Source organism: Vreelandella zhanjiangensis DSM 21076 (genome assembly GCF_000377665.1).
GTDB lineage: Bacteria > Pseudomonadota > Gammaproteobacteria > Pseudomonadales > Halomonadaceae > Vreelandella > Vreelandella zhanjiangensis.
This window is the reverse complement of record NZ_KB898646.1, coordinates 77305-97826: the sequence shown is the minus strand read 5'-3', so window position 1 is coordinate 97826 and position 20522 is coordinate 77305. Positions and strand designations below refer to the sequence as shown.

The 20522-nt window shown below is 55.4% G+C and carries 18 protein-coding genes; 7 read left to right on the top strand and 11 right to left on the bottom strand.

What is annotated here, in order from left to right; genetic code table 11:
- The first annotated feature begins 76 nt into the window (after nt 1-76).
- The 6 genes from D467_RS0100375 (at nt 77) to D467_RS0100350 (ending at nt 4381) form a co-directional block, all read left to right on the top strand.
- Entirely contained in the window at nt 77-997 is a 921-nt protein-coding gene (locus D467_RS0100375; RefSeq protein WP_018915514.1) for a branched-chain amino acid ABC transporter permease, read from the top strand.
- Complete coding sequence (locus D467_RS0100370; RefSeq protein ID WP_026285537.1) at nt 990-2060, top strand: branched-chain amino acid ABC transporter permease; 1071 nt, start codon at nt 990-992, stop codon at nt 2058-2060. The genes D467_RS0100375 and D467_RS0100370 overlap by 8 nt, the downstream gene beginning before the upstream one ends.
- Nucleotides 2053-2805, top strand: a complete 753-nt coding sequence (locus D467_RS0100365) for an ABC transporter ATP-binding protein (protein ID WP_018915512.1) — start codon at nt 2053-2055, stop codon at nt 2803-2805. The genes D467_RS0100370 and D467_RS0100365 overlap by 8 nt, the downstream gene beginning before the upstream one ends.
- Nucleotides 2798-3478 carry an ABC transporter ATP-binding protein gene (locus tag D467_RS0100360; protein WP_040460004.1) on the top strand — a complete coding sequence of 227 codons (681 nt, stop codon included), beginning with the start codon at nt 2798-2800 and terminating at the stop codon, nt 3476-3478. The genes D467_RS0100365 and D467_RS0100360 overlap by 8 nt, the downstream gene beginning before the upstream one ends.
- 70 nt (nt 3479-3548) lie before the next feature.
- On the top strand, nt 3549-3956 hold the full coding sequence (locus tag D467_RS0100355; protein WP_018915510.1) for an acyl-CoA thioesterase: 408 nt from the start codon (nt 3549-3551) through the stop codon (nt 3954-3956).
- Nucleotides 3957-3967: 11 nt separating this feature from the next.
- A complete protein-coding gene (locus D467_RS0100350) occupies nt 3968-4381 on the top strand; it encodes a RidA family protein (protein WP_018915509.1) in 414 nt (137 codons plus the stop codon).
- Nucleotides 4382-4411: 30 nt separating this feature from the next.
- Here D467_RS0100350 and D467_RS0100345 read toward each other — a convergent pair whose 3' ends face one another.
- The 8 genes from D467_RS0100345 to yrfG all read right to left on the bottom strand — a co-directional run bounded on the left by D467_RS0100345 (nt 4412) and on the right by yrfG (nt 14032).
- Complete coding sequence (locus D467_RS0100345) at nt 4412-5263, bottom strand: alpha/beta hydrolase (protein WP_018915508.1); 852 nt, start codon at nt 5261-5263, stop codon at nt 4412-4414.
- 49 nt (nt 5264-5312) lie between these two features.
- On the bottom strand, nt 5313-5813 hold the full coding sequence (locus tag D467_RS0100340; protein WP_018915507.1) for a disulfide bond formation protein B: 501 nt from the start codon (nt 5811-5813) through the stop codon (nt 5313-5315).
- Nucleotides 5810-7450 (bottom strand): glutamate--cysteine ligase, encoded by a 1641-nt coding sequence (gene gshA, locus D467_RS0100335; protein WP_018915506.1) that lies wholly within the window; start codon nt 7448-7450, stop codon nt 5810-5812. The genes D467_RS0100340 and gshA overlap by 4 nt, the downstream gene beginning before the upstream one ends.
- Before the next feature lie 151 nt (nt 7451-7601).
- Nucleotides 7602-9944 (bottom strand): Tex family protein, encoded by a 2343-nt coding sequence (locus D467_RS0100330; RefSeq protein ID WP_018915505.1) that lies wholly within the window; start codon nt 9942-9944, stop codon nt 7602-7604.
- 176 nt (nt 9945-10120) lie between these two features.
- Nucleotides 10121-11692: a phosphoenolpyruvate carboxykinase gene (locus D467_RS0100325; RefSeq protein ID WP_018915504.1), complete on the bottom strand. Its 1572-nt coding sequence runs from the start codon at nt 11690-11692 to the stop codon at nt 10121-10123.
- A gap of 312 nt (nt 11693-12004) precedes the next feature.
- A complete protein-coding gene (gene hslO / locus D467_RS0100320) occupies nt 12005-12880 on the bottom strand; it encodes an Hsp33 family molecular chaperone HslO (protein ID WP_018915503.1) in 876 nt (291 codons plus the stop codon).
- An 85-nt stretch (nt 12881-12965) separates the two neighbouring features.
- Nucleotides 12966-13355 carry a ribosome-associated heat shock protein Hsp15 gene (gene hslR, locus D467_RS0100315; protein WP_018915502.1) on the bottom strand — a complete coding sequence of 130 codons (390 nt, stop codon included), beginning with the start codon at nt 13353-13355 and terminating at the stop codon, nt 12966-12968.
- Nucleotides 13355-14032, bottom strand: a complete 678-nt coding sequence (gene yrfG / locus D467_RS0100310) for a GMP/IMP nucleotidase (RefSeq protein ID WP_018915501.1) — start codon at nt 14030-14032, stop codon at nt 13355-13357. Before yrfG ends, hslR begins: the two co-directional genes overlap by 1 nt.
- A gap of 71 nt (nt 14033-14103) precedes the next feature.
- Here yrfG and nudE point away from each other — a divergent pair, with 71 nt between their 5' ends.
- Nucleotides 14104-14703, top strand: a complete 600-nt coding sequence (gene nudE, locus D467_RS0100305; protein WP_018915500.1) for an ADP compounds hydrolase NudE — start codon at nt 14104-14106, stop codon at nt 14701-14703.
- A gap of 522 nt (nt 14704-15225) precedes the next feature.
- On the opposite strand, the gene D467_RS0100300 is transcribed toward nudE, so the two are convergent.
- The 3 genes from D467_RS0100300 to D467_RS0100290 all read right to left on the bottom strand — a co-directional run bounded on the left by D467_RS0100300 (nt 15226) and on the right by D467_RS0100290 (nt 20446).
- Nucleotides 15226-16281, bottom strand: coding sequence for an oxidoreductase (locus D467_RS0100300; protein WP_018915499.1), 1056 nt, complete (start codon nt 16279-16281; stop codon nt 15226-15228).
- 18 nt (nt 16282-16299) lie between these two features.
- Nucleotides 16300-18144 (bottom strand): dihydroxy-acid dehydratase, encoded by a 1845-nt coding sequence (ilvD, locus tag D467_RS0100295; protein ID WP_018915498.1) that lies wholly within the window; start codon nt 18142-18144, stop codon nt 16300-16302.
- A gap of 136 nt (nt 18145-18280) precedes the next feature.
- Nucleotides 18281-20446, bottom strand: a complete 2166-nt coding sequence (locus tag D467_RS0100290) for a methyl-accepting chemotaxis protein (protein WP_040460003.1) — start codon at nt 20444-20446, stop codon at nt 18281-18283.
- Between the last annotated feature and the right edge of the window lie 76 nt (nt 20447-20522).

Here is a 20522-nt window from a genome sequence, read left to right as displayed (position 1 = left end):
ATCAGCGTGGCTGGGTGATTTCACCCAGCCTATCTCTAATTCCATCTCCACTTTCCTTCGTTAAAGGATGCCCAACGTGTCCGTTACTCTGCTAATTGAGCAATTACTCAACGGCGTGCAGCTTGGCACCATGCTGTTTCTGATGGCCAGCGGCCTCACGCTAATATTCGGGGTGATGGGTCTTATCAACCTCGCCCACGGCTCGTTTTATATGGTGGGCGCCTACGCGACAGCGGCGGTGACCGCATCGACAGGCTCTTTTCTGATTGGGCTGGGCGCGGGTATTACCGCGGCTGCCCTGGTAGGCGCGCTGGTTGAACTCCTGGTGATACGCCGCCTGTATCATCGCCCTCACCTTGATCAGGTGCTGGCAACCTTTGCACTTATATTGATCTTCTCGGAAGGTACACGCTGGATTTTCGGCTCATCTCCACTCTGGCTAAGCCCACCTTCCTGGTTAACCGGATTCGTCACGCTACCGGGAGGTACCCGCTACCCCCTTTACCGCCTGATGCTGATTGGCGTGGGGGTGAGTATTTCGATTGCTCTTTACCTGCTGATTTCCCGAACGCGGTTAGGCATGCGCATTCGTGCGGGGGAAAGTGACCGTGAAATGATTGGCGCACTGGGCGTGAATATCGCACGGCTGTATACCGTGGTATTTGCCTTGGGGGCAGCACTTGCGGGCTTGGCGGGTGCGCTGGTCGGCGCATTGCAGTCCGTACAGGTAGGCATGGGCGAGCCGGTGTTGATTCTCGCCTTTGTGGTCATCGTCATCGGTGGAATCGGCTCTATCAAAGGGGCTCTCTTCGGAGCCCTGCTGGTAGGTGTTGTCGATACGCTTGGCCGGGTTTATTTGCCTATTTTCTTCCGCGCCTTTATGCCGCCATCCGAGGCAACCGGCACCGGGGCGGCGCTGGCCGCGATGCTGATCTATATCCTCATGGCCGTTATTCTCGCGTTCAAGCCGAAGGGATTGTTCTCTGCCCATGACTAATTACACACCTGTGTCCAAGAAAACGCCGATGCCGAGCCAAGGCACTGCCGAGGTTGCGCCAGCTACCCAGGTAGATAGCCACTTTGGGCGTAAGGGCATCGTGCAGATGATTCTGCTCGGTCTACTCCTACTGTTACCCATAGCCGCTTACTTTCTGGGCCATCTTTATTACGTTAATTTGGCGTCCAGAATCACGATTATTGCCATGGCGGCCGTAGGCCTTAACTTAGCCATTGGCTACGGCGGCATGGTGAGTTTTGGTCACGCCGCGTATTTCGGCCTGGGTGGCTATATCGCGGGGATCAGTGCTTACCACGCCTTTGATATGACACCGTTTATGACCTGGCCATTTAACGTACCGGGCAGCGATAGCCTGCTGGTGGTATGGCTGGCAGCTATTGTGCTGTGCGGGCTTCTGGCGCTGGCCATCGGGGCTATTTCACTGCGCACCACCGGGGTGTACTTCATCATGATCACCCTGGCCTTTGCGCAGATGATTTATTACTTTGCCAACTCCTGGCCAACCTATGGTGGCGAAGATGGCTTGCCTATTTACCTGCGCAATAGCCTCCCCATAGTAGATACCACTAACGCATTAACCTATTTTCTTATCTGCTTTACCGGCCTTGTTCTAGCGATGGCGATTACCTCACGCCTGATGAAATCACGCTTTGGCGCCGCGTTGACCATGGCGCGATTAAACGATGTACGCTTGGCGACAGCAGGCATTAGCCCCTACCCCATTCGCTTGGTAGCGTTTGTAATTTCCGCCGCGATTACCGGGCTTGCTGGCGCACTGTATGCGGATTTGAACGGGTTTATCAGCCCAACGATGCTCAGCTGGCACTTCTCCGGTGAGCTGATGGTTATCGTTATTTTAGGCGGTGTTGGGCGCCTTTACGGCCCGCTTGCCGGCGCTATCTTGTTTGTGATGATGGAAATGCTGCTAGGCGGGATCACCGAATATTGGCAGCTCTTCCTTGGGCTGGTGCTATTAGGCGTTGTGCTGTTTGCCAAGCACGGTGTAATGGGCTGGCTTGCCGGGAGGGAGCGCAATGAGTGATGTAATCCTTTCGCTGCAACATTTGCACAAGCGCTTTGGTGCCCTACAGGCGACTCATGATGTCTCACTGGAACTGCATCAAGGCGAGATTCATGCGCTTATCGGTCCTAACGGGGCGGGCAAATCCACTTTGATTGGGCAAATAGCCGGCAATTTACGCCCTGATGAGGGCAGCGTCTTCCTGGCCGGTACCGAGATTACCCAGATGAGCATTGCCCAGCGCGCAAGGCTTGGCCTGGGACGCAGCTTTCAGGTTTCATCCCTGGCAGAACCCTTATCGGTTATGCGTAACGTGATGATGGGCGTTCAGGCACTGCAAAGTCATAGCTTCCGTTTCTGGAAACCCATCGCCCGCGACAAGGCACTTCTGGAACCTGCCTATGAGGCGCTCGAGCGTATGCAGCTGAGCCACCGCGCCTGGACGCCGGTATCGGAGCTTTCGCATGGCGAACGCCGCCAGGTAGAAGTCGCCTGCGCCCTGGCGCTCAAACCGCGTGCCCTACTGCTGGATGAACCCATGGCGGGCCTGGGCCCTGAAGGATCAGCCAAGCTTACCGAGCTGCTCGAAGCGCTGAAACACGAAGTGCCTATCCTGCTGATTGAGCATGACATGGAGGCTGTCTTCCGGCTGGCCGATCGTATTTCTGTCTTGGTATCGGGTAGCGTGATCGCCCATGGGGATAGCCATGCGATCAAACAGGACCCTCGCGTTCGGGAAGCTTACCTGGGGAATGATGATGCTTAAAGTTGCCGATATTGAAACTTTCTACGGGCCTTCCCAGGCGCTATTTGGCGTTAATCTGGAAGTCAACGCCGGTGAAATGGTCGCGCTGATGGGCCGCAACGGTATGGGCAAAACCACGACCATTCGCTCGATATTCGGGCTGACCCCGGCAAGTAAAGGCAGCATTGAGTTTGATGCTCAAAATCTACGCCGCTTACCCGCTTATCGAATCGCCAAAGCGGGGCTGGGCCTGGTTCCTGAAGGCCGACGCTGCTTTCCTAATCTCACCGTTCGCGAAAACCTGATGGTGACCGCACGGCCCGGCGAGTGGACGTTAAATAAAGTCGAAACTCTCTTTCCACGCCTGGAAGAACGCCGCGCACAAATGGCCAAGACGCTTTCGGGGGGCGAACAGCAGATGTTAGCCATTGGCCGTGCATTAATGACCAACCCTCGCCTTCTGGTGCTCGATGAAGCCACCGAAGGCCTGGCACCGGTTATCCGCCAGGAGATCTGGCGAGCGATTCGCCTGCTCAAGGAGCAAGGCCAGGCCACGCTGCTGGTGGATAAGTCATTAAGTGAAATACTCCCCATTGCTGATCGCTGCACCATCCTGGAAAAAGGCTGCACAGTGTGGGATGGCAAGCCAGCCTTACTTGATGGCACGCTTCGAGACCGTTATCTGGGCGTGTAGTTAATAGTTTAGTTAAGAATCTAGTTAAAAACCTAGTTAACAAAACAGCTGATAATAAACAGGAGGAGCAATGGCGTTTACGACACAGCGAAAGGTTCGTTTTCAGCATTGTGACCCCGCGGGTATCGTTTTTTATCCGCGCTATTTTGAGCTGATTAACTCCGTGGTAGAGGACTGGTTCGAAGAGGTTCTGCACCACGACTTTAACCAGCTGCACGTGGAAAATGGCACGGGGGTTCCCACTGTTTCTATCGAGACCCAGTTCCACGCGCCTAGCCGACTAGGCGAACGGCTTATGTTTGAACTGAGTGTTCAGGCCGTAGGGCGAAGCAGCCTAAACCTTCAAATTATTGCTTACTGCGGTGAGCAGAAACGCTTAACCAGTTGTTTAACGCTTGTATTCATGGAGTTAAGTAGCGGTAAGTCTATGCCATGGAACGATGCGATACGCCAGCATATTACCGTCGACAACCAATAAGGATAGCCAACATGAGTGACGCCACTTTTCATCAGCTTCTCCACCCCTCTTCCTGGAAAGCAGCCGCCGGCTACGCCAATGGTGTGCTTGCTTCGGGCCAGACCGTTTTTGTAGGCGGGCAGATCGGCTGGAATGCCGACCAGGTATTTGAAAGCGATGACTTTGTCGCTCAAGTGAATCAGGCACTGCAAAATATTGTGGCGGTCTTGAAAGAGGCTAACGCAGGCCCTGAGCATCTCGTGCGGTTAACGTGGTATGTGACGGATAAACGGGAGTATCTGGCGCGACTTAAAGAAGTCGGTGCTGCCTACCGCGAAGTATTGGGTAAGCATTTTCCGGCGATGACCATGGTTCAGGTGGCAGGGCTGGTCGAAGACCAGGCCAAGGTGGAAATCGAAGCGACAGCGATGATTCCTGGCGCCTAGAGATATAAAAGCGCCCCAGACGGGGCGCTGCTAAACCTTATGAAACGCCTTGATCCACTCAACAAAACACCCCCCTTCAAGATAGTGCTCAAGAATGGAAAAGTGGTCGGCTTCATTGAGTAAATGTTGCTCTACCTGTTGGCCGTCGCGCAGTAATTGCTCGCCATACGCCGTCATTTGCCGTTCAAACTCGGCAGACTCTTGGCCACCCACGGCTAACTGCATTGGAGCCGATACCCGGCACGGTAGCCATAACGGGCTGAATTCCTGAACATCTCGCCCGCTTAACTGCAGCTTCGGCTGCAGCCACGACCATGGAAATGGCCGCAGATCGTATAAACCACTGATGCACAGCGCGCCGCGAATCAACTGATTGGGCAAGCCAAAACCGCCTTCCCAGTCGGTCGCAATAAGCATGGCCGACAAATGCCCACCGGCTGAATGCCCTGAAATGCTCAGTTGAGAAGGATCGACCCCTAGCGCTTTTGCATGCCGATAGATATAGGCAACGGCTGCCTGGCTTTGCCGAACCAGCTCGCTAAAACGCACCTCGGGACACAGGGCGTAATTGACCACGGCTACCGTAATGCCCGCCTTGACGAGACCATCGACAATAAAACTGAACTCACGATGACTTAATGAGCGCCAATAGCCGCCATGATAAAAAACATGCACAGGAGCATCCGCGCTTTGTGCATGGAAGATATCCATGCGCTCGGCAGTGGAAGGACCATAGGCAAGATCCAGCGTCACCCGGTGTTGTGCGCGTGACGCTTCACTACGCTGCTGCCAGTCTTGGACTAAAACCTGAGGGTCTCGACCAAGCATTGGATTGTAGGCCCGGTCGATCTCTTCTTGTGTGGCGAAGTGGCGATAAAGCACGTCGTGCTCCTATTTATTGTTTTTGAGTAATAGCCGACAGCTTAAAACATTAGCGTTTAATCGCTAACCACAGCATACGCAACGGTACGAGCGCGAGTATCGCGAAACCAAGTAGCGTCCAGGCAGGCAGTGAGAAGCCCAGGAACATAAAGTCGATCTCAGCACACTCACCTGAGCTATTAAGCACCATGGAAATGACATCCCTCATGGGCAGCACATCCATCATGTAATCAAGACCAGGCCCACAGGAAGGTACCTGATCGGCAGGTAAGCTTTGCAGCCAGACGTGGCGCCCGGCAATAAAGGCGCCCGTTCCCACCGCCGCGAGGCCTAGCACACCGTAAATACCTGCGCCTACCTTGCCACCGGGGTTATGAATAGCCGCTACCGCAAAGATTAACCCTGCGACGATCACCGCTACGCGCTGAAAAACACATAGTGGGCAGGGTTCAAACCCGCCAATATGCTCAAGGCCGAGCGCTACCGCCATCATCAATACACAAAATGCCAGGCCCGCGAGGGCGACTGGACGAAGTGCTGCCTGGTTCATTGGCTATCCTCAGGTGGTAACGCCGACAGAGCACGGGATTCACGCGCTTTGGTAAAGTAGGTTTCTAAAAATTCGGCAAAACTTACCTGATCTGCGGCCTCGATATCGTGCTGTTGCTGATGTGAGGTTTCGATCAACTGCGCAAGCAGAGCTTCGCGTGAGCGCAGCATAGGCGTGTTCTTAAGCTTTTCGCCCTGCTCTTTAGCCAAGGCAAGCAGGGTATCGCTTAACGAGCCGTTGCCCTCTTTGATACGCGTCAGCATCTGTGCAGACGGCGTAAGCGATGGGTCTTTCAAACGAGGGGCCAACTCATTCAGCGCCGCCGCATAAGGCGCGTCATCTTCGACCGCATCCAACAGGCGGGCTACTTCGTGCATTTCGGCAATGATTTGCTCGCCCCACTCACGTACCGAAGTGGTCTGGCCCTGACGAATCAACGTCAATTCAGGATCGCGTCCGCGCTCCACCACCCAGCGCCGGTTATCGTCCAGGCGGTCGCACTCTTCATCGGAAATCCATGGGCTATCGCTGAGTAGACACCACATCAGGAAGGTATCGACGAAACGCATTTGGGCTTCAGTGACGCCTAAAGGATCAAACGGGTTCAAATCCAGGCAGCGCACTTCAATATATTCAACACCCCGCGCTTCAAGCGCCTGGCTGGGCGTTTCATTGTGCTTGGCAACCCGTTTGGGGCGTATATCGCTGTAGTACTCGTTCTCGATTTGCAGGATATTGGCGTTTAGCTGCTGCCAGTCACCGTCCTCGTTAACGCCCAGTTTTTGATAATCCGGCCAAGGCGATGAGATCGCATGGCGCAGCGTATTCACATAGTTGGATAGCGAATTGAAGCAAATTTTAAGCTGCGACTGGACTTTATTCTGGTAGCCCAGATCAGACATGCGCAGCGTGGTGGCGTAAGGCGCGTAGAAGGTATCGTCGTTCAGCGCCTGCAGCTTCTCGGGTACGTTACCTTCGGGTAGAAAGCTTTTATCTATCGCGGGCGAGGCGCCAAACAGATAAAGCAGCAGCCAGCTATGGCGGCGAAAATTACGGATCAGGCCAAAATAACGCGTGGAACGGTAGTCGTTAAACGGGATATTGCTCGCGCCTTCCATCTCGCGCAGGGCGTGCCACATATCTTCGGGTAGCGAGACGTTGTAATGCACGCCGGCAATGGCCTGCATGATACGCCCGTAGCGCACGTCCAGCCCTTTGCGGTACACGTGCTTCATGGTACCCACGTTGGACGTGCCGTAGTCGGCAATCGGAATACTGTCGTTACCCGAAAGGCGCGACGGCATGCTGCCCGGCCAGATCCACTCTTGATCGAGATGCTGGTAGGTAAACGTATGCAGGTCGGACAAAAACGCTAGCGCTTCGCGCGGCTGCGAATACACCGGCGTGATGTATTCAATCAATGACTCGGAATAATCAGTCGTGATATGCGGGTGCGTTAATTTAGAGCCCAGGGCACTGGGATGCGGTGTTTGAGCGATATGCCCTTGGGCGTCAACGCGCAGCCCTTCTTTTTCTACACCGCGGCGTAGGCGGCCTAATCTTCCCAGACGGGCGCTGGGCAGCAAACGCTCAACCTGGGCGGTTAACGCGGTTGGCACAGTGAGTGGTTCAGGCAAGGTGAACACTCCTTGTCAGTAAGGCCCGCGCTGCGGGCCTTGGTGAAATCAGGTGGCATCGCCAGCATTTCCATAAACAGTTTTATAAACCATTTCATAAACAATAAGAGGCAGGATATGGCGGCAACCATTAAATATTCAAGACATGCGGCTATTTACCTTTGCGCGCCTTTAACAGCGCAGCGCCTAAAGCGCCCATCGGAGCAGGCGCTTCATTGGGTTTATTCCCTTGGCGCTGACTGCGCGCGGGCTTGCGCGTATCACTGTGGGAGGCCTTGCCTGACGCGCTTTGCTCTTGCTCAGGCTCATCATCCAGGCGCATGGAAAGACCGATCCGCTTGCGGGGAATATCCACGCTCATTACCTTAACCGATACAATATCGCCCGCTTTGACCACGCTGCGCGGGTCATCGATAAAGCGGTCAGACAGCGCGGAAATATGCACCAAGCCGTCCTGGTGAACACCGATATCCACAAAAGCACCAAAAGGCGTCACATTGGTAACCGTGCCTTCCAATACCATACCCAGCTTGAGATCCTTTAAGGTTTCTACCCCTTCCCGAAACTCAGCGGCCTTGAACTCAGGCCGGGGGTCACGTCCCGGCTTATCCAGTTCGCTCAAAATATCGCTGACGGTCGGAATACCGAAGCGTTCATCAGCGAAATCAGCAGGCTTCAAGGCTTTCAGCGCCGCGCTATCGCCAATCAAACCTTTTACTTCGCGGCCGTTTTGCTTGGCAATACGCTCAACCAGTGTGTACGCCTCGGGGTGTACGGCGCTGGCATCCAGCGGGTTTTCGGCGTTATGGATACGCAGGAAGCCGGCGCACTGCTCAAAGGTTTTGGGCCCTAAGCGGCTCACTTCGAGTAACGCTTTACGACTTTTGAACGCGCCCTGAATATTACGCTGCGCTACGATATTTTCCGCGATGGCGGTGCTTAATCCTGCTACACGCGAGAGCAAAGCGCTGGAGGCAGTATTAAGATCGACGCCGACGGCGTTAACGCAGTCTTCAATTACGGCTTCAAGGCTGCGCGATAGCTGTACCTGGGAAACGTCATGCTGATACTGGCCGACACCAATCGACTTGGGCTCAATTTTAACCAGCTCAGCCAGCGGGTCCTGCAAACGGCGTGCAATGGATACCGCGCCGCGTATCGTCACATCGAGATCAGGCAGTTCGCGGGAAGCGTATTCAGACGCGGAATATACCGAAGCGCCGGCTTCAGACACCATTACTTTGCTTAATCGATGCGCTGGCGCCAGCGCTTTAAGCAGCTCAATGGCCAGCTTGTCGGTTTCACGGCTGGCGGTGCCGTTGCCCACCGCAATAAGCTCTACACCATGCTGTTTAACCAGCTTCGAGAGAACGTTGAGTGACTCATCCCAGCGGTTTTGCGGCGCATGGGGATAGATCGTCGCCTGGTCAATAAACTGCCCGGTAGCATCGACAACGGCGACCTTGCACCCCGTACGCAGCCCCGGATCCAGCGCCAGAGTGACTTTCTGCCCTGCCGGAGCGGCCAGTAGCAGGTCTTTTAGATTCGCCGCAAAGACATCAATGGCGGTTTGCTCGGCCTGTTCGCGCAGGCGGCCAAGAAGCTCGGTTTCAAGCGCCGTATAAAGCTTCACTCGCCAGGTCCAGCGTACTACTTCACCCAGCCACTTATCGGCAGCGCGGCCCTCGTCGCTAATGCCGACCTGTTTGGCAATCGCGACCTGAGCGGGATGGATGGGCGCTTCGTCTTCACCCGGCAGGCGAATGGCTAGGCTCAGTACACCCTCGTTACGGCCCCGGAACATCGCAAGCGCGCGGTGCGAGGGCACTTTGGCAAGCTTCTCATCGTGTTCGAAGTAATCCGCAAACTTAGCACCTTCCTGCTGTTTGCCTTCCAACACGCGGGCACTCAGTTCGCCTTCCTGCCAGAGCCGCTCGCGCAGCCGCCCGATTAGCTCGGGGTCTTCAGCAAAGCGCTCCATGAGGATTTGCTTGGCGCCATCCAGTGCCGCTTTGGCATCTTCAATTGCCGGGATATCGCCCTCAGCCGGGCGCAGGTAGCCTTCGGCCTCAGCTTCCGGGTCAAGAGCCGGGTTGGCCAGCAGCGCATCCGCAAGTGGCTCAAGCCCCGCCTCGCGAGCAATTTGTGCTTTGGTACGGCGTTTTTTCTTGAAGGGGAGATACAGGTCTTCAAGACGCTGCTTGGTTTCTGCTGCCTGGATCGCCGCTTTTAACGACACATCCAGCTTGCCCTGCTCGTCAATCGCCAGCAGTACCGCTTCACGGCGCTCTTCAAGCTCGCGCAAATAGCGCAGCCGCTCGTCTAGCTGGCGCAGTTGGGTATCGTCCAACGCCCCGGTGATCTCTTTACGGTAACGGGCGATAAAAGGCACCGTTGCGCCACCATCCAATAACTCGACTGTGGCCGCCACTTGCTGTGTACGCACGCCTAGCTCATCGGCTAGACGGGAAATAATTCGCTGATTGACATCCATAAATTGCAACTAACTCATGCAGCATTTTTAAGTGCTCACAAGGTATCACAATCAGTCTATTACCGCTTTATCTGGACGCGACGCAAAAGCCTCCACGAAGCGTTCAAATACATAGATAGCAGAAGGCCGCCCGGAGGCGGCCTTATGGCATGGCTTGCTCTGCTAACCATTCATCATCAGGTCAGCTGCGGGCCGGCCTTGATGATGGCCTCATTTACGCCTTCAAATTTCTTGAAGTTATCCACGAATTTGGTCGCAAGCTCTTTCAGGTGGCGATCATAGGCGTCACGGTCTTCCCAGGTATCGCGCGGGTCAAGGAGGCTGGAATCAACGCCCGGCACGGCAACCGGAACTTCCAGATTCAAGCCTTCAATGTGCTTGGTTTCCACATCACGCAGTACGCCTGACTGAATTGCGCTGATGATGGCGCGGGTGGTCGGGATAGAGAAGCGCGAACCGCCTTCACCGTAAGCGCCACCCGTCCAGCCGGTGTTCACCAGGTAAACCTGGGCGTCCTTTTTATCAACACGCTTGATCAGAAGATCAGCGTATTCACGCGCCGGGCGTGGGAAGAACGGGGCACCAAAGCAGGTAGAGAACGTAGCGGCCAGACCTTCAGAAGAACCCATTTCAGTAGAGCCAACTTTAGCGGTGTAACCGGACAGGAAGTGGTACGCCGCGGCTTCTTTTGAAAGCACCGACACCGGCGGCAGTACGCCTGACATATCGCAGGTCAAAAAGACAATGGCGTTGGGCTCGCCCGCCAGGTTTTCCGGAACGCGCTTTTCTACATGCTCAAGCGGGTAAGCGGCACGCGAGTTCTGGGTCAAGCTATCGTCAGCGTAGTCAGGCTCGTGGCGGTCATTGAGCACCACGTTTTCAAGCACGGTGCCGAACTTGATGGCATTCCAGATAACCGGCTCGTTTTTCTCGGAAAGGTCGATACACTTGGCGTAGCAGCCACCTTCCATGTTGAAGACGATACCGTCGCCCCAGGCGTGCTCGTCATCACCGATCAGGTAACGGGCCTGGTCAGCGGAAAGCGTGGTTTTACCGGTACCCGAAAGGCCGAAGAACAGGCAGGTTTCGCCGTCTTCACCCACGTTGGCCGAGCAGTGCATCGGCAATACATCAGACGCCGGCAGCAGGAAGTTCTGTACCGAGAACATGGCTTTTTTCATTTCGCCTGCGTAACGCATACCGGCGATCAGCACTTTCTTCGCGGCGAAATTGATAATCACGCAGCCGTCAGAGTTGGTGCCATCACGGCTCGGCTCGCACTCAAAATTTGCCGCGTTGAGAATGACCCACTCGTCTTTACCTGCCGGGTTGTAAGCGCTTGGGCGTACAAACATGGTGCGGCCGAAAAGATTCTGCCAAGCGGTTTCAGTCGTCGCACGAACCGGCAGATAGTGGGTGGAATCACTACCCACATGCAGCTCGGAAACGAAATGCTCACGACCACCCAGATAGCCTTCAACACGCTCCCAAAGAGCATCGAATTTAGCGGCATCGAACGGACGGTTGACGCTGCCCCAATCAATACTGTCACGCGTGGACGGCTCATCGACAATAAAGCGGTCTTTCGGCGAACGGCCGGTACGTACGCCAGTATTAACGGCCAGGGCGCCATCAGCCGACAAGCGGCCTTCACCACGGGCCACGGCGCGCTCGATCAATTCGGCGCTGCTAAGATTCACATGGCTAAGGTTCACATGGATTCGGGGAGCGGCTTGAGTCGTGGTCATTTCGATTCCTGGGCCTTAAGGCCATTCTCTCGTTACCGGGCGTCACTGACGCCACCAAAAAAAGTCATCCCAGCGGCATAAAATTCGCTGGGTGTGCTGAAGTCAGGCGCATTATTGCAAAAAGAAAGCCCCCGGGAAACGGGGGCTTTCACCAAACATTTTGTAGTTAAACTACTACAAAGACACAATATTTTGTGTTGCAGCGCAGTAAAATTTCAAACACCCGTTTTACAGACTTGCCAAATACGTTGTCGCTACTGGCCCTCCGCGAGCTTGCACTTTTAGAGAGCGCTTGCATAAGCGACTACATAATCAGTGAATAACCGGTGATGGGGCATCCGGGTTATCCAATAACGTTTCAATATCAGCCGCTGTGTAGTGATATTTCGTGTGACAGAAGTGGCATTGCGTATCGATCGCGCCCTGTTCACGCAAAATATCGCGCAGTTCGTCAGCGCCTAACGTTATCAATGCATCGGCCATGCGCTCCCATGAACAGGTACAGCCAAAGCGCAGCGACTTGGGCTCAAATACGCGCACGGTTTCTTCGTGATAAAGGCGATAAAGCACTTCGCGCTGCTCCAGCCCCAGAAGCTCCTCGGTTTTGATGGTATCGGCCAGCGCTACGCTGCGCTCCCAGGCATCAGTATCCTGGTTCTGCGCGGCATCAGGCAGACGCTGTAGCAATAGGCCGCCAGCGCGCTCGCCGTCTGCCGCTAGCCATAAGCGCGTAGGCAACTGTTCGGATTGACTAAAGTAGGCTTCCAGACAGCCGCTAAGCGTTTCATGATCCAGCGCGACGATTCCTTGATAGCGGTTGCCTTCTCGCGGGTCGAGCGTGATGACGATCTGCCCTTCTCCGACCAGCTCTCGAAAGCTCGTCCGTTCGCTGGGCAAGTGGCTGTCTTCGGCAATACGGGCAATCGCACGTAGCTCGCCGCCGGGATTGGATTCCGCCATTAACAGCGACAGCACGCCCTGGCCACGCACTTCAATGCTTAACGTGCCGTCCAGCTTGATGGTATCGGTAAGCAGCGCGACGGCGGCCAGCAGTTCGCCAAGCAGCTCATTGACCGCTGGCGGATAAGCATGGCGCGTGAGTACTTCGTGGTAAGCAGTGGCCAGCGTTACGATTTCGCCACGTACATTGGTTTGGTCAAACATGAACCGCTGAATCTGATCAGACATAAAAGGGCCTTAGGATAAAAAGTGTACCTGGCGGATTAACCTATGAGGGGTACTTTGGCACCCCGTTAGGCATTGAGCGTATCGGCTACTCGCCTGGCTGGCGCTGAAAGCGCTGTATATCGCGGCGCTGCTTTTTATCAGGCCGCTTGAGGGGGTGCTGCATGGCTTCATTAGTAAGCCTGCGTGCTTCGGTCTCGCGGGCACGGCGCTCGGCACTCTCTGTCGTCTCTGCGTAGAGCTTGCGTGCTTCAGGCGCGCCACGGCGCTGGTCAGAAAGCTCGATCACTTCGACTTCATAGATATCCCAACCCTGAGGCACCCGAATCAGCGCCCCCAGCTCGACGTTTTTACTGGTTTTGACACGCGCACCGTCGTAGTGCACCTTGCCACCTTCAATGGCTTTTTTGGCGAGCGCGCGGGTTTTGAAAAACCGTGCGGCCCATAACCACTTATCCAAGCGAACGGCGTCGCTCATTAACGCTCTCCTTGCTGCCCTGGAGTATCTTGTGGCAGCAGCTGGGCAAATCGATCCAAGGCGATAAATTCCTGCAGCTCTTTTTCAGGGCACTGGCTGTCCGGCTGTTTAATACCCAGCAAATGCCGGATACCAAATTCACGGGCGCTTTCCAGCACGCGGGAGTTATCGTCTATAAACAGGGTGCGGGCAGGGTCAAAGGGTTCGATCTCCTGAAGCGCAAACCAAAACGCCTGCTCCTCCTTGGCCGCCCCTACGTCTTCTGAGGAAATGATGGCATCCAGGTAGTTTTCCAACCCCGTTAACGGCAATTTAAGCGATAGGCTGGCTCTATCGGCATTGGTTGCCAATATTACGCGAGGGTGAGCTTGCTTCAGCCATTTCAGAAAATCGAGCGCATCGCCACGTAGACCGATTAAATGCTGCACTTCACGCTTGAGCGCGACAATATCGACATCAAGCTCACGGCTCCAGTACGCCAGGCTGTACCAGTTTAGCGTACCCTGCTCGCCGATAATCCGCTCTTGCAGCGCATTTTGAGACGCTTCATCAAGCTGATGAAGCTCTCTGTAGCGACGGGGCAAATGCTCAAGCCAGAAGTGGCTGTCAAAGTGCAGGTCTAGCAGCGTGCCGTCCATATCCAGCAGGACGGTATCAATTTCGCGCCAATCAATCATTGCCGCTCCAGTCTAAAAGAGTAAGCGTGCTATTGTAGCCTAACCCCTTTTTAGCAGCCATGGAGGCCTGTATGTCAGCATCTGATTCTCCTTCCGGCTACCTGCGCAAGCCGCAGATACTTGCTCGTGAGAGCGTAGCCAAAAGCCGTTTATTCCATATCGAGTCGCTGGATTTACGTTTTTCAAACGGCGAGGAGCGCCAGTTTGAGCGCTTGACCGGGGCTGACCGTGGCGCCGTCATGATTGTGGCCATGCCCGACCCCGACCATGTGCTGCTGATTCGCGAGTATGCGGCAGGCTTTGAAGACTACGTATTAACGCTTCCTAAAGGGCTTGTAGACCCGGGTGAAGATATTGTGACCGCCGCAAACCGGGAGCTGATGGAAGAGTGTGGTTTTGGCGCTCACCGCATCGAGCCGCTGGTTGAGCTTTCGCTGGCCCCTAACTATATGCGCCATCGAATGCAGGTATTGATTGCCACTGACCTGTACCCCAAACGGTTGCCGGGCGATGAACCAGAACCGCTTATTGTCGAAACCCACCCCATCGAAGATCTGCCTGCCCTTCTGCTGCGCGACGATTTTCATGAAGCCCGCGCCATAGCAGCCCTGTATATCGCCCGCGATAAATTACGTGATGAGAAGCGTCAGGACGCTGCTGATTTGTTGTGAGGTAATGCCGGACACGCCTTTCAGCGCGGGCCTCGATCTTCGAATCCAGCAAGAACCGTAGCGCGTGGTAATGTTTTGCGAGGAACGAGCAAATAAGGCACCCGCGGATAGCGGCGCTAAGCCGCCTGGGCTGTGTCACCGTGCCTATATCTATGCTTTGCACCTCATCACCCGGCAGCGCTTCGCGCTGCTTCCGCGGGTGCGCTGGCGCTTACCACGCGCTACGGTTTGTGCATTATCAAACGATGGATAAGCCCCCTACGTAGCGCGTGGTAACGTTTTGCGAGGAACGAGCAAATAAGGCACCCGCGGGTGGCGGCGCAAGCCGCCTTGGGCTCGCCATCAATGCTATGCCTTAGTGCCCCCATCACCCAACCCCGGCAGCGCTTCGCGCTGCTTCCGCAGGTGCGCTGGCGCTTACCACGCTCTACGGGTTGTCACTCTGTTCGAATTCGGCAGTAGCGCGGGGGGCGAGCGAATACCGGCACCCGCGTGAAGCGGGTGCCGACATTCGTGTTGGAGTTAAAAGTGGGGTTTAAGCGCTATCCAGCGGCGTTGGCGGTAGCTATCCTGGCCGGCTTCCAAAAGCGTCATCGAACGTAGCGCGGCTTCGATATCGACCGGCAACGTAGCGCGGCCTTGAATGGCCTCGACGATTCCCTGGTAATAGGCCAGGTAGTTACCCGGCTGAGTAGGGTGTTCATGGCTTTTCAGTGATGCGCTTTCATCCTGCCCGTCGCGCAACGTTAACGCACCAGGGGTATCTTCTCCCCAGTTTATAGCGGGCGCTTCTCCTGCCTTCAGGCGGTCTTCCTGGGGGTCCAGGCCATATTTTATATAGCTGCCTTGCGTGCCATGTATCCGAAAACGCGGTGTCGCTTCGGCCACTAGTGCGCTGGCACTTAACTGGACGCGCCGGTCATCGTAGGCGAGCAGCGCAAGAAAATCATCATCGGCTTGAGCGCCATCGCGGCGTGTGCCCAGCTCCAGCAAAATGGCGTTGGGCATTCCGAACAGTTCACACGCCTGGTCAAGCAGATGAGGCCCCAGATCAAACCAGAGACCGCCACCTGCTGCGGCTTTCTCGCGCCAGCGGTCGCGGACTTCTGGTTTGAATCTGTCAAAGCGCGACTCGAAACCGGTGACACGCCCTAGCGTGCCGGCCTCAAGCAGTGCCTTGACGGTTAAAAAATCGCTATCCCAACGGCGATTATGAAACACCGAGATCAAACGCTCTTTCACCACGGCAAGCGATTTCAGCTGCTTGGCTTCTGACAGCGTCACGGTAAACGGCTTATCCACCACAACGTGTTTACCCGCAGCCAGGGCCATTTTGGCAAGCGGGAAGTGGGTATCGTTGGGTGTGGGAATCACGATAAGGTCAATATCGTAACGTTGGCATAGCGCCCGCGCTTCGCTCTCGACCTCAACATCAGGCAGGTCAGCGCGCACCTTGTCGGCATCACTTGAAGATACGGCCACCAGATTCAGGCCTTCCGTGGCCTGAATGAGCGGTACGTGAAACGTTTTACTCGCGAACCCATAACCTACCAGGCCCACATTGATCGTTGCTTTCATAATGCTCCTTGCGAAAGTTTAATCGAGTTTTGAAAGGTCGCGCACCGCCCCTTTATCCGCGGAGGTAGCCAATAGTGCATAAGCCTTGAGCGCAGGCGTTACCTTACGCGGACGCTGCTCGACTGGTTTCCAGGCGTCTTTGCCTTTGGCGTCCATCGCTTCGCGGCGGGCGGCAAGCTCAGCGTCGGAAAGCTTGACGTTAATCGTGCGGTTGGGGATGTCGATAACAATAGTATCGCCCTGCTCTACCAAGCCTATCGCACCACCCGCCGCGGCTTCCGGGGATACGTGACCGATTGATAAACCGGATGTACCGCCAGAGAAGCGACCATCGGTCAGCAGTGCGCAGGCTTTACCCAGCCCCTTGGACTTCAGGTAAGACGTCGGATAAAGCATTTCCTGCATGCCGGGCCCACCTTTAGGGCCTTCGTAGCGAATCACCACGACATCGCCTTCTTTTACCTTGCCATCCAGCACGTTGGCAACCGCTTGATCTTGGGACTCCACTACGTGGGCGGTGCCTTCAAACAGCAGAATTGAGTCATCGACGCCGGCGGTTTTAACCACACAGCCGTCCAGCGCGATATTGCCATAAAGCACCGCCAGACCGCCCTGGGTCGAGAACGCATGCTCCAGATTACGGATACAGCCGGTCGCCCGATCGCCGTCCAAGCTTGGCCAGCGTGTGCTTTGCGAGAACGCGGTCTGGGTGGGTACACCACCAGGGCCCGCTTTGAAGAACTCAACCACTTCCGGGCTGGGCGAGCGCATGATGTCCCACTCGTCCAGCGCTGCCTTGAGACTGTCGCCGTAAACCGTGGGTACCGAGGTATCCAGCACACCCGCGCGATCAAGCTCGCCCAGAATCGCCATGATACCGCCTGCCCGGTGCACGTCTTCAATGTGATACTTCTGAGTATTGGGTGCCACTTTACACAGCTGAGGCACTTCGCGGGAAAGCTGGTCGATATCCGACATGGTGAAGTCGACTTCCGCTTCTTGCGCGGCCGCCAGCAGGTGCAAAATGGTATTGGTGGAACCGCCCATGGCGATATCCAAGGTCATGGCGTTACGAAAAGCAGCCTTGGAGCCGATAGCGCGGGGCAACAGATGCGCCTCATCACCTTCGTAGTAGCGCTTGGCCAGCTCGACAATCTTGTGGCCGGCATTTTCAAACAGCCGACGGCGGTCAGAGTGCGTTGCCAGTACGGTGCCGTTACCCGGGAGCGCCAGACCAAGCGCTTCGGTCAGGCAGTTCATCGAGTTGGCGGTAAACATGCCTGAGCAGCTGCCGCAGGTGGGGCAAGCGCTACGCTCGACTTCCGCTAGCGTTTCATCATCCACGCTGTCATCGGCGGCCATGACCATGGCATCTACCAAATCCAGGCCGTGATCTAAAAGCTTGGTTTTACCTGCTTCCATTGGCCCACCGGACACAAAGACCACCGGAATATTCAGGCGCATAGCGGCCATCAACATTCCGGGGGTGATTTTGTCGCAGTTGGAGATACAGACCAGCGCATCCGCACAGTGCGCGTTACACATATACTCGACGCTGTCAGCGATAATGTCGCGGCTAGGCAGCGAATACAGCATGCCATCGTGGCCCATCGCGATACCGTCGTCGACAGCGATAGTATTGAATTCCTTGGCTACGCCACCGGCTTTTTCAATTTCACGCGCGACCAGCTGGCCCATATCTTTCAGGTGAACGTGACCAGGCACAAATTGGGTAAAGGAGTTGGCGACCGCAATAATCGGCTTATGAAAGTCCTCATCCTTCATACCAGTGGCGCGCCATAAAGCGCGAGCGCCAGCCATATTGCGGCCAGCGGTAGTCGTACGGGAGCGATACTCAGGCATGGTGTCCTCTACATCTTTTTTATGGCCCGCTGCCAACTCGGCGGTGGGCAGTTGAATCCAGCGCCCTAGATTGTGGCATGAGCGCTCTCATCAGACCAGATGTAGAGAAAGCACAATGTCTATATGTAAGGTCCCGTTAAAATGCCTCCCACTCATCATGTTGAGGCTGGGCAACCAGTTTCTTCCGAGACTCACTTTTAGCCGGTGCTAAATGCTGGGTCGTTTTTTGCTCAGCCTGATGCGTGTGCTGAAGCTTTTCACGGGCGGTGACGATGCTCTCTTCCTGTACGCCTTTTAAGCGAAACGCATCCACCACGTTAGCAAGCTCAAACGCTTCCAGCGCCAGGTTATCAGCGGACGCCGCAATGGACTGTACCTTAGAGGCATTCTGCTGCGTCACATGATCCATTTCAGCCACGGCTGAATTAATCTGCCCGATACCGCTGCTCTGTTCGTTGGACGCCGTGCTAATGGATTCCATCAACTCGCTGACTTGACTCACCTGTCGCATGACATTTTCAATAGCACGCTCGGCTTGCTCAACCGCGCTGCGGCCGCCGTTGACTTCTTGCGTGGTACTGTCGATCATCTTGCGAATTTCCTGGGCGGCGTCGGCACTTCGCCCAGCCAGATTGCGTACTTCACTGGCAACCACGGCGAAACCACGCCCGTGCTCCCCTGCCCGAGCCGCCTCGACAGAAGCGTTAAGCGCCAAGATATTGGTCTGAAAAGCGATCCCATCAATCACGCTGATCATTTCATTCATCTTGTCTGCACTTTGCGCGATGCGTTGCATACGCTCGACCAACGCCTCCATCTGCTTGCCGGTGTCTCGGGTGCTGGCCGCATTTTGCATGGCGAGGTCCGTCGCCTGACGAGCGTTTTCGGTATTCTGCTGCACGGTGGAGGTGATTTCTTCCATGCTGGCCGCGGTTTGTTGAAGCGATGATGCCTGTTGCTCGGTACGCGAAGAGAGCTCTTCATTTTCTGCGGCGATCTGCCTGATCGCAGGCGTTACAACAGATACCCGGCCTTCTAGGTCGTTGACGATGCTCGCCAGACTAAAGCGCATGGTATCCAGCGAATAAAGCAGATCCCCAAGCTCATCATTGCTCGTTTGACGCTCGCTGGCCGCCAGATTGCCAGCCGCAATCTGAAAGGTCAGATGGCGAGCGCCAGCCAGACCGTTCAATACGTTGCGCAGAATGAACACACTCAGCCCGACCAGTACCAGAAGGCCTATCCCGATCAGCACTAGCTGGGCAATCAGCATCTGATGACGAGTGCGCTGCGCATCGGCCACCAGCACTTGAGCTTGCGCACGCTCATCCGCGACCAGTTCGCTATTCATTCCACGAAGCGCTTCGGTATGCGGTTGTATGGTGTCATTCAGGGCCTCAAAGGCGGCAAACCCATTCCCGGTCTGAATGGCCTCAAGCGCAGTATTCACACCTGATATCCATTCATTCAAGGTAGTGTCGAATGTCATGACCAAGTCATTGTTGGTCTCTCCATCCGCCTTGAATGTCTGCCATAACTCCCGCAGCGTAGCCGTATGCTGGTCTACTTCAACATTCAGCTCCTCAATATTTGCACGGCGAGGGTTGCGCACCGCTGGCTCTAGCGCTTCAAGGCTCTGCCCCAGGTGGCGCTCAATACGCTGCAGGCTGGCAATGGATTCAAGGCCCGAATGGTTAAGCGTGTCCAGACGCTTACCCGACTCCATCAGCCCATAGATACCCAAGCCGCCAGCCAAGCAGAGTAGCGTCAGGGCCGTAACGACCATGGTAATCAGCTTGGCTTTCAAGCTGGTGATATTAAACCGCGCCAAGAGGCCCGCCAGCCCCTTGCGGCGCAGGGCGCCCTGAACCAGCTTGTAGCGTCGGGCACTGCCTTTTTCGCGCAGTTCCGCATAAACAGGTGCCGCTTGGGCCACGGCTTCGGGCGAAACCTTGCGACGCACCGAGGTATAACCCACCACCCGGTCACCGTCTTTAAGGGGGGCTACCGTTGCACTGACCCAGTAGTAATCGCCGTTTTTACGCCGATTCTTAACGATCCCCTGCCAGGTTGCGCCTGACTTAATGGTCTTCCAGAAGTCTGCATAGGCGGCTTCAGGCATGTCTGGGTGGCGAAGTAGATTGTGCGGCGCTCCGATAAGTTCGTCGCGTGTATAACCACTGACTTCAACAAACGTGGAGTTAGCAAACGTTACCCGCCCTTTCAAATCAGAGCGTGAAATCAATACAGACTCTTCGCTCAAGACGTATTCACGCTGAGTAACAGGTTGGTTATTACGCATCAGAGCCCCCAAGAAATTTAATTCTTTTTTATTAGCGTTATTGTCACTATCTACCATGAAAGTGAATGAAGGAATA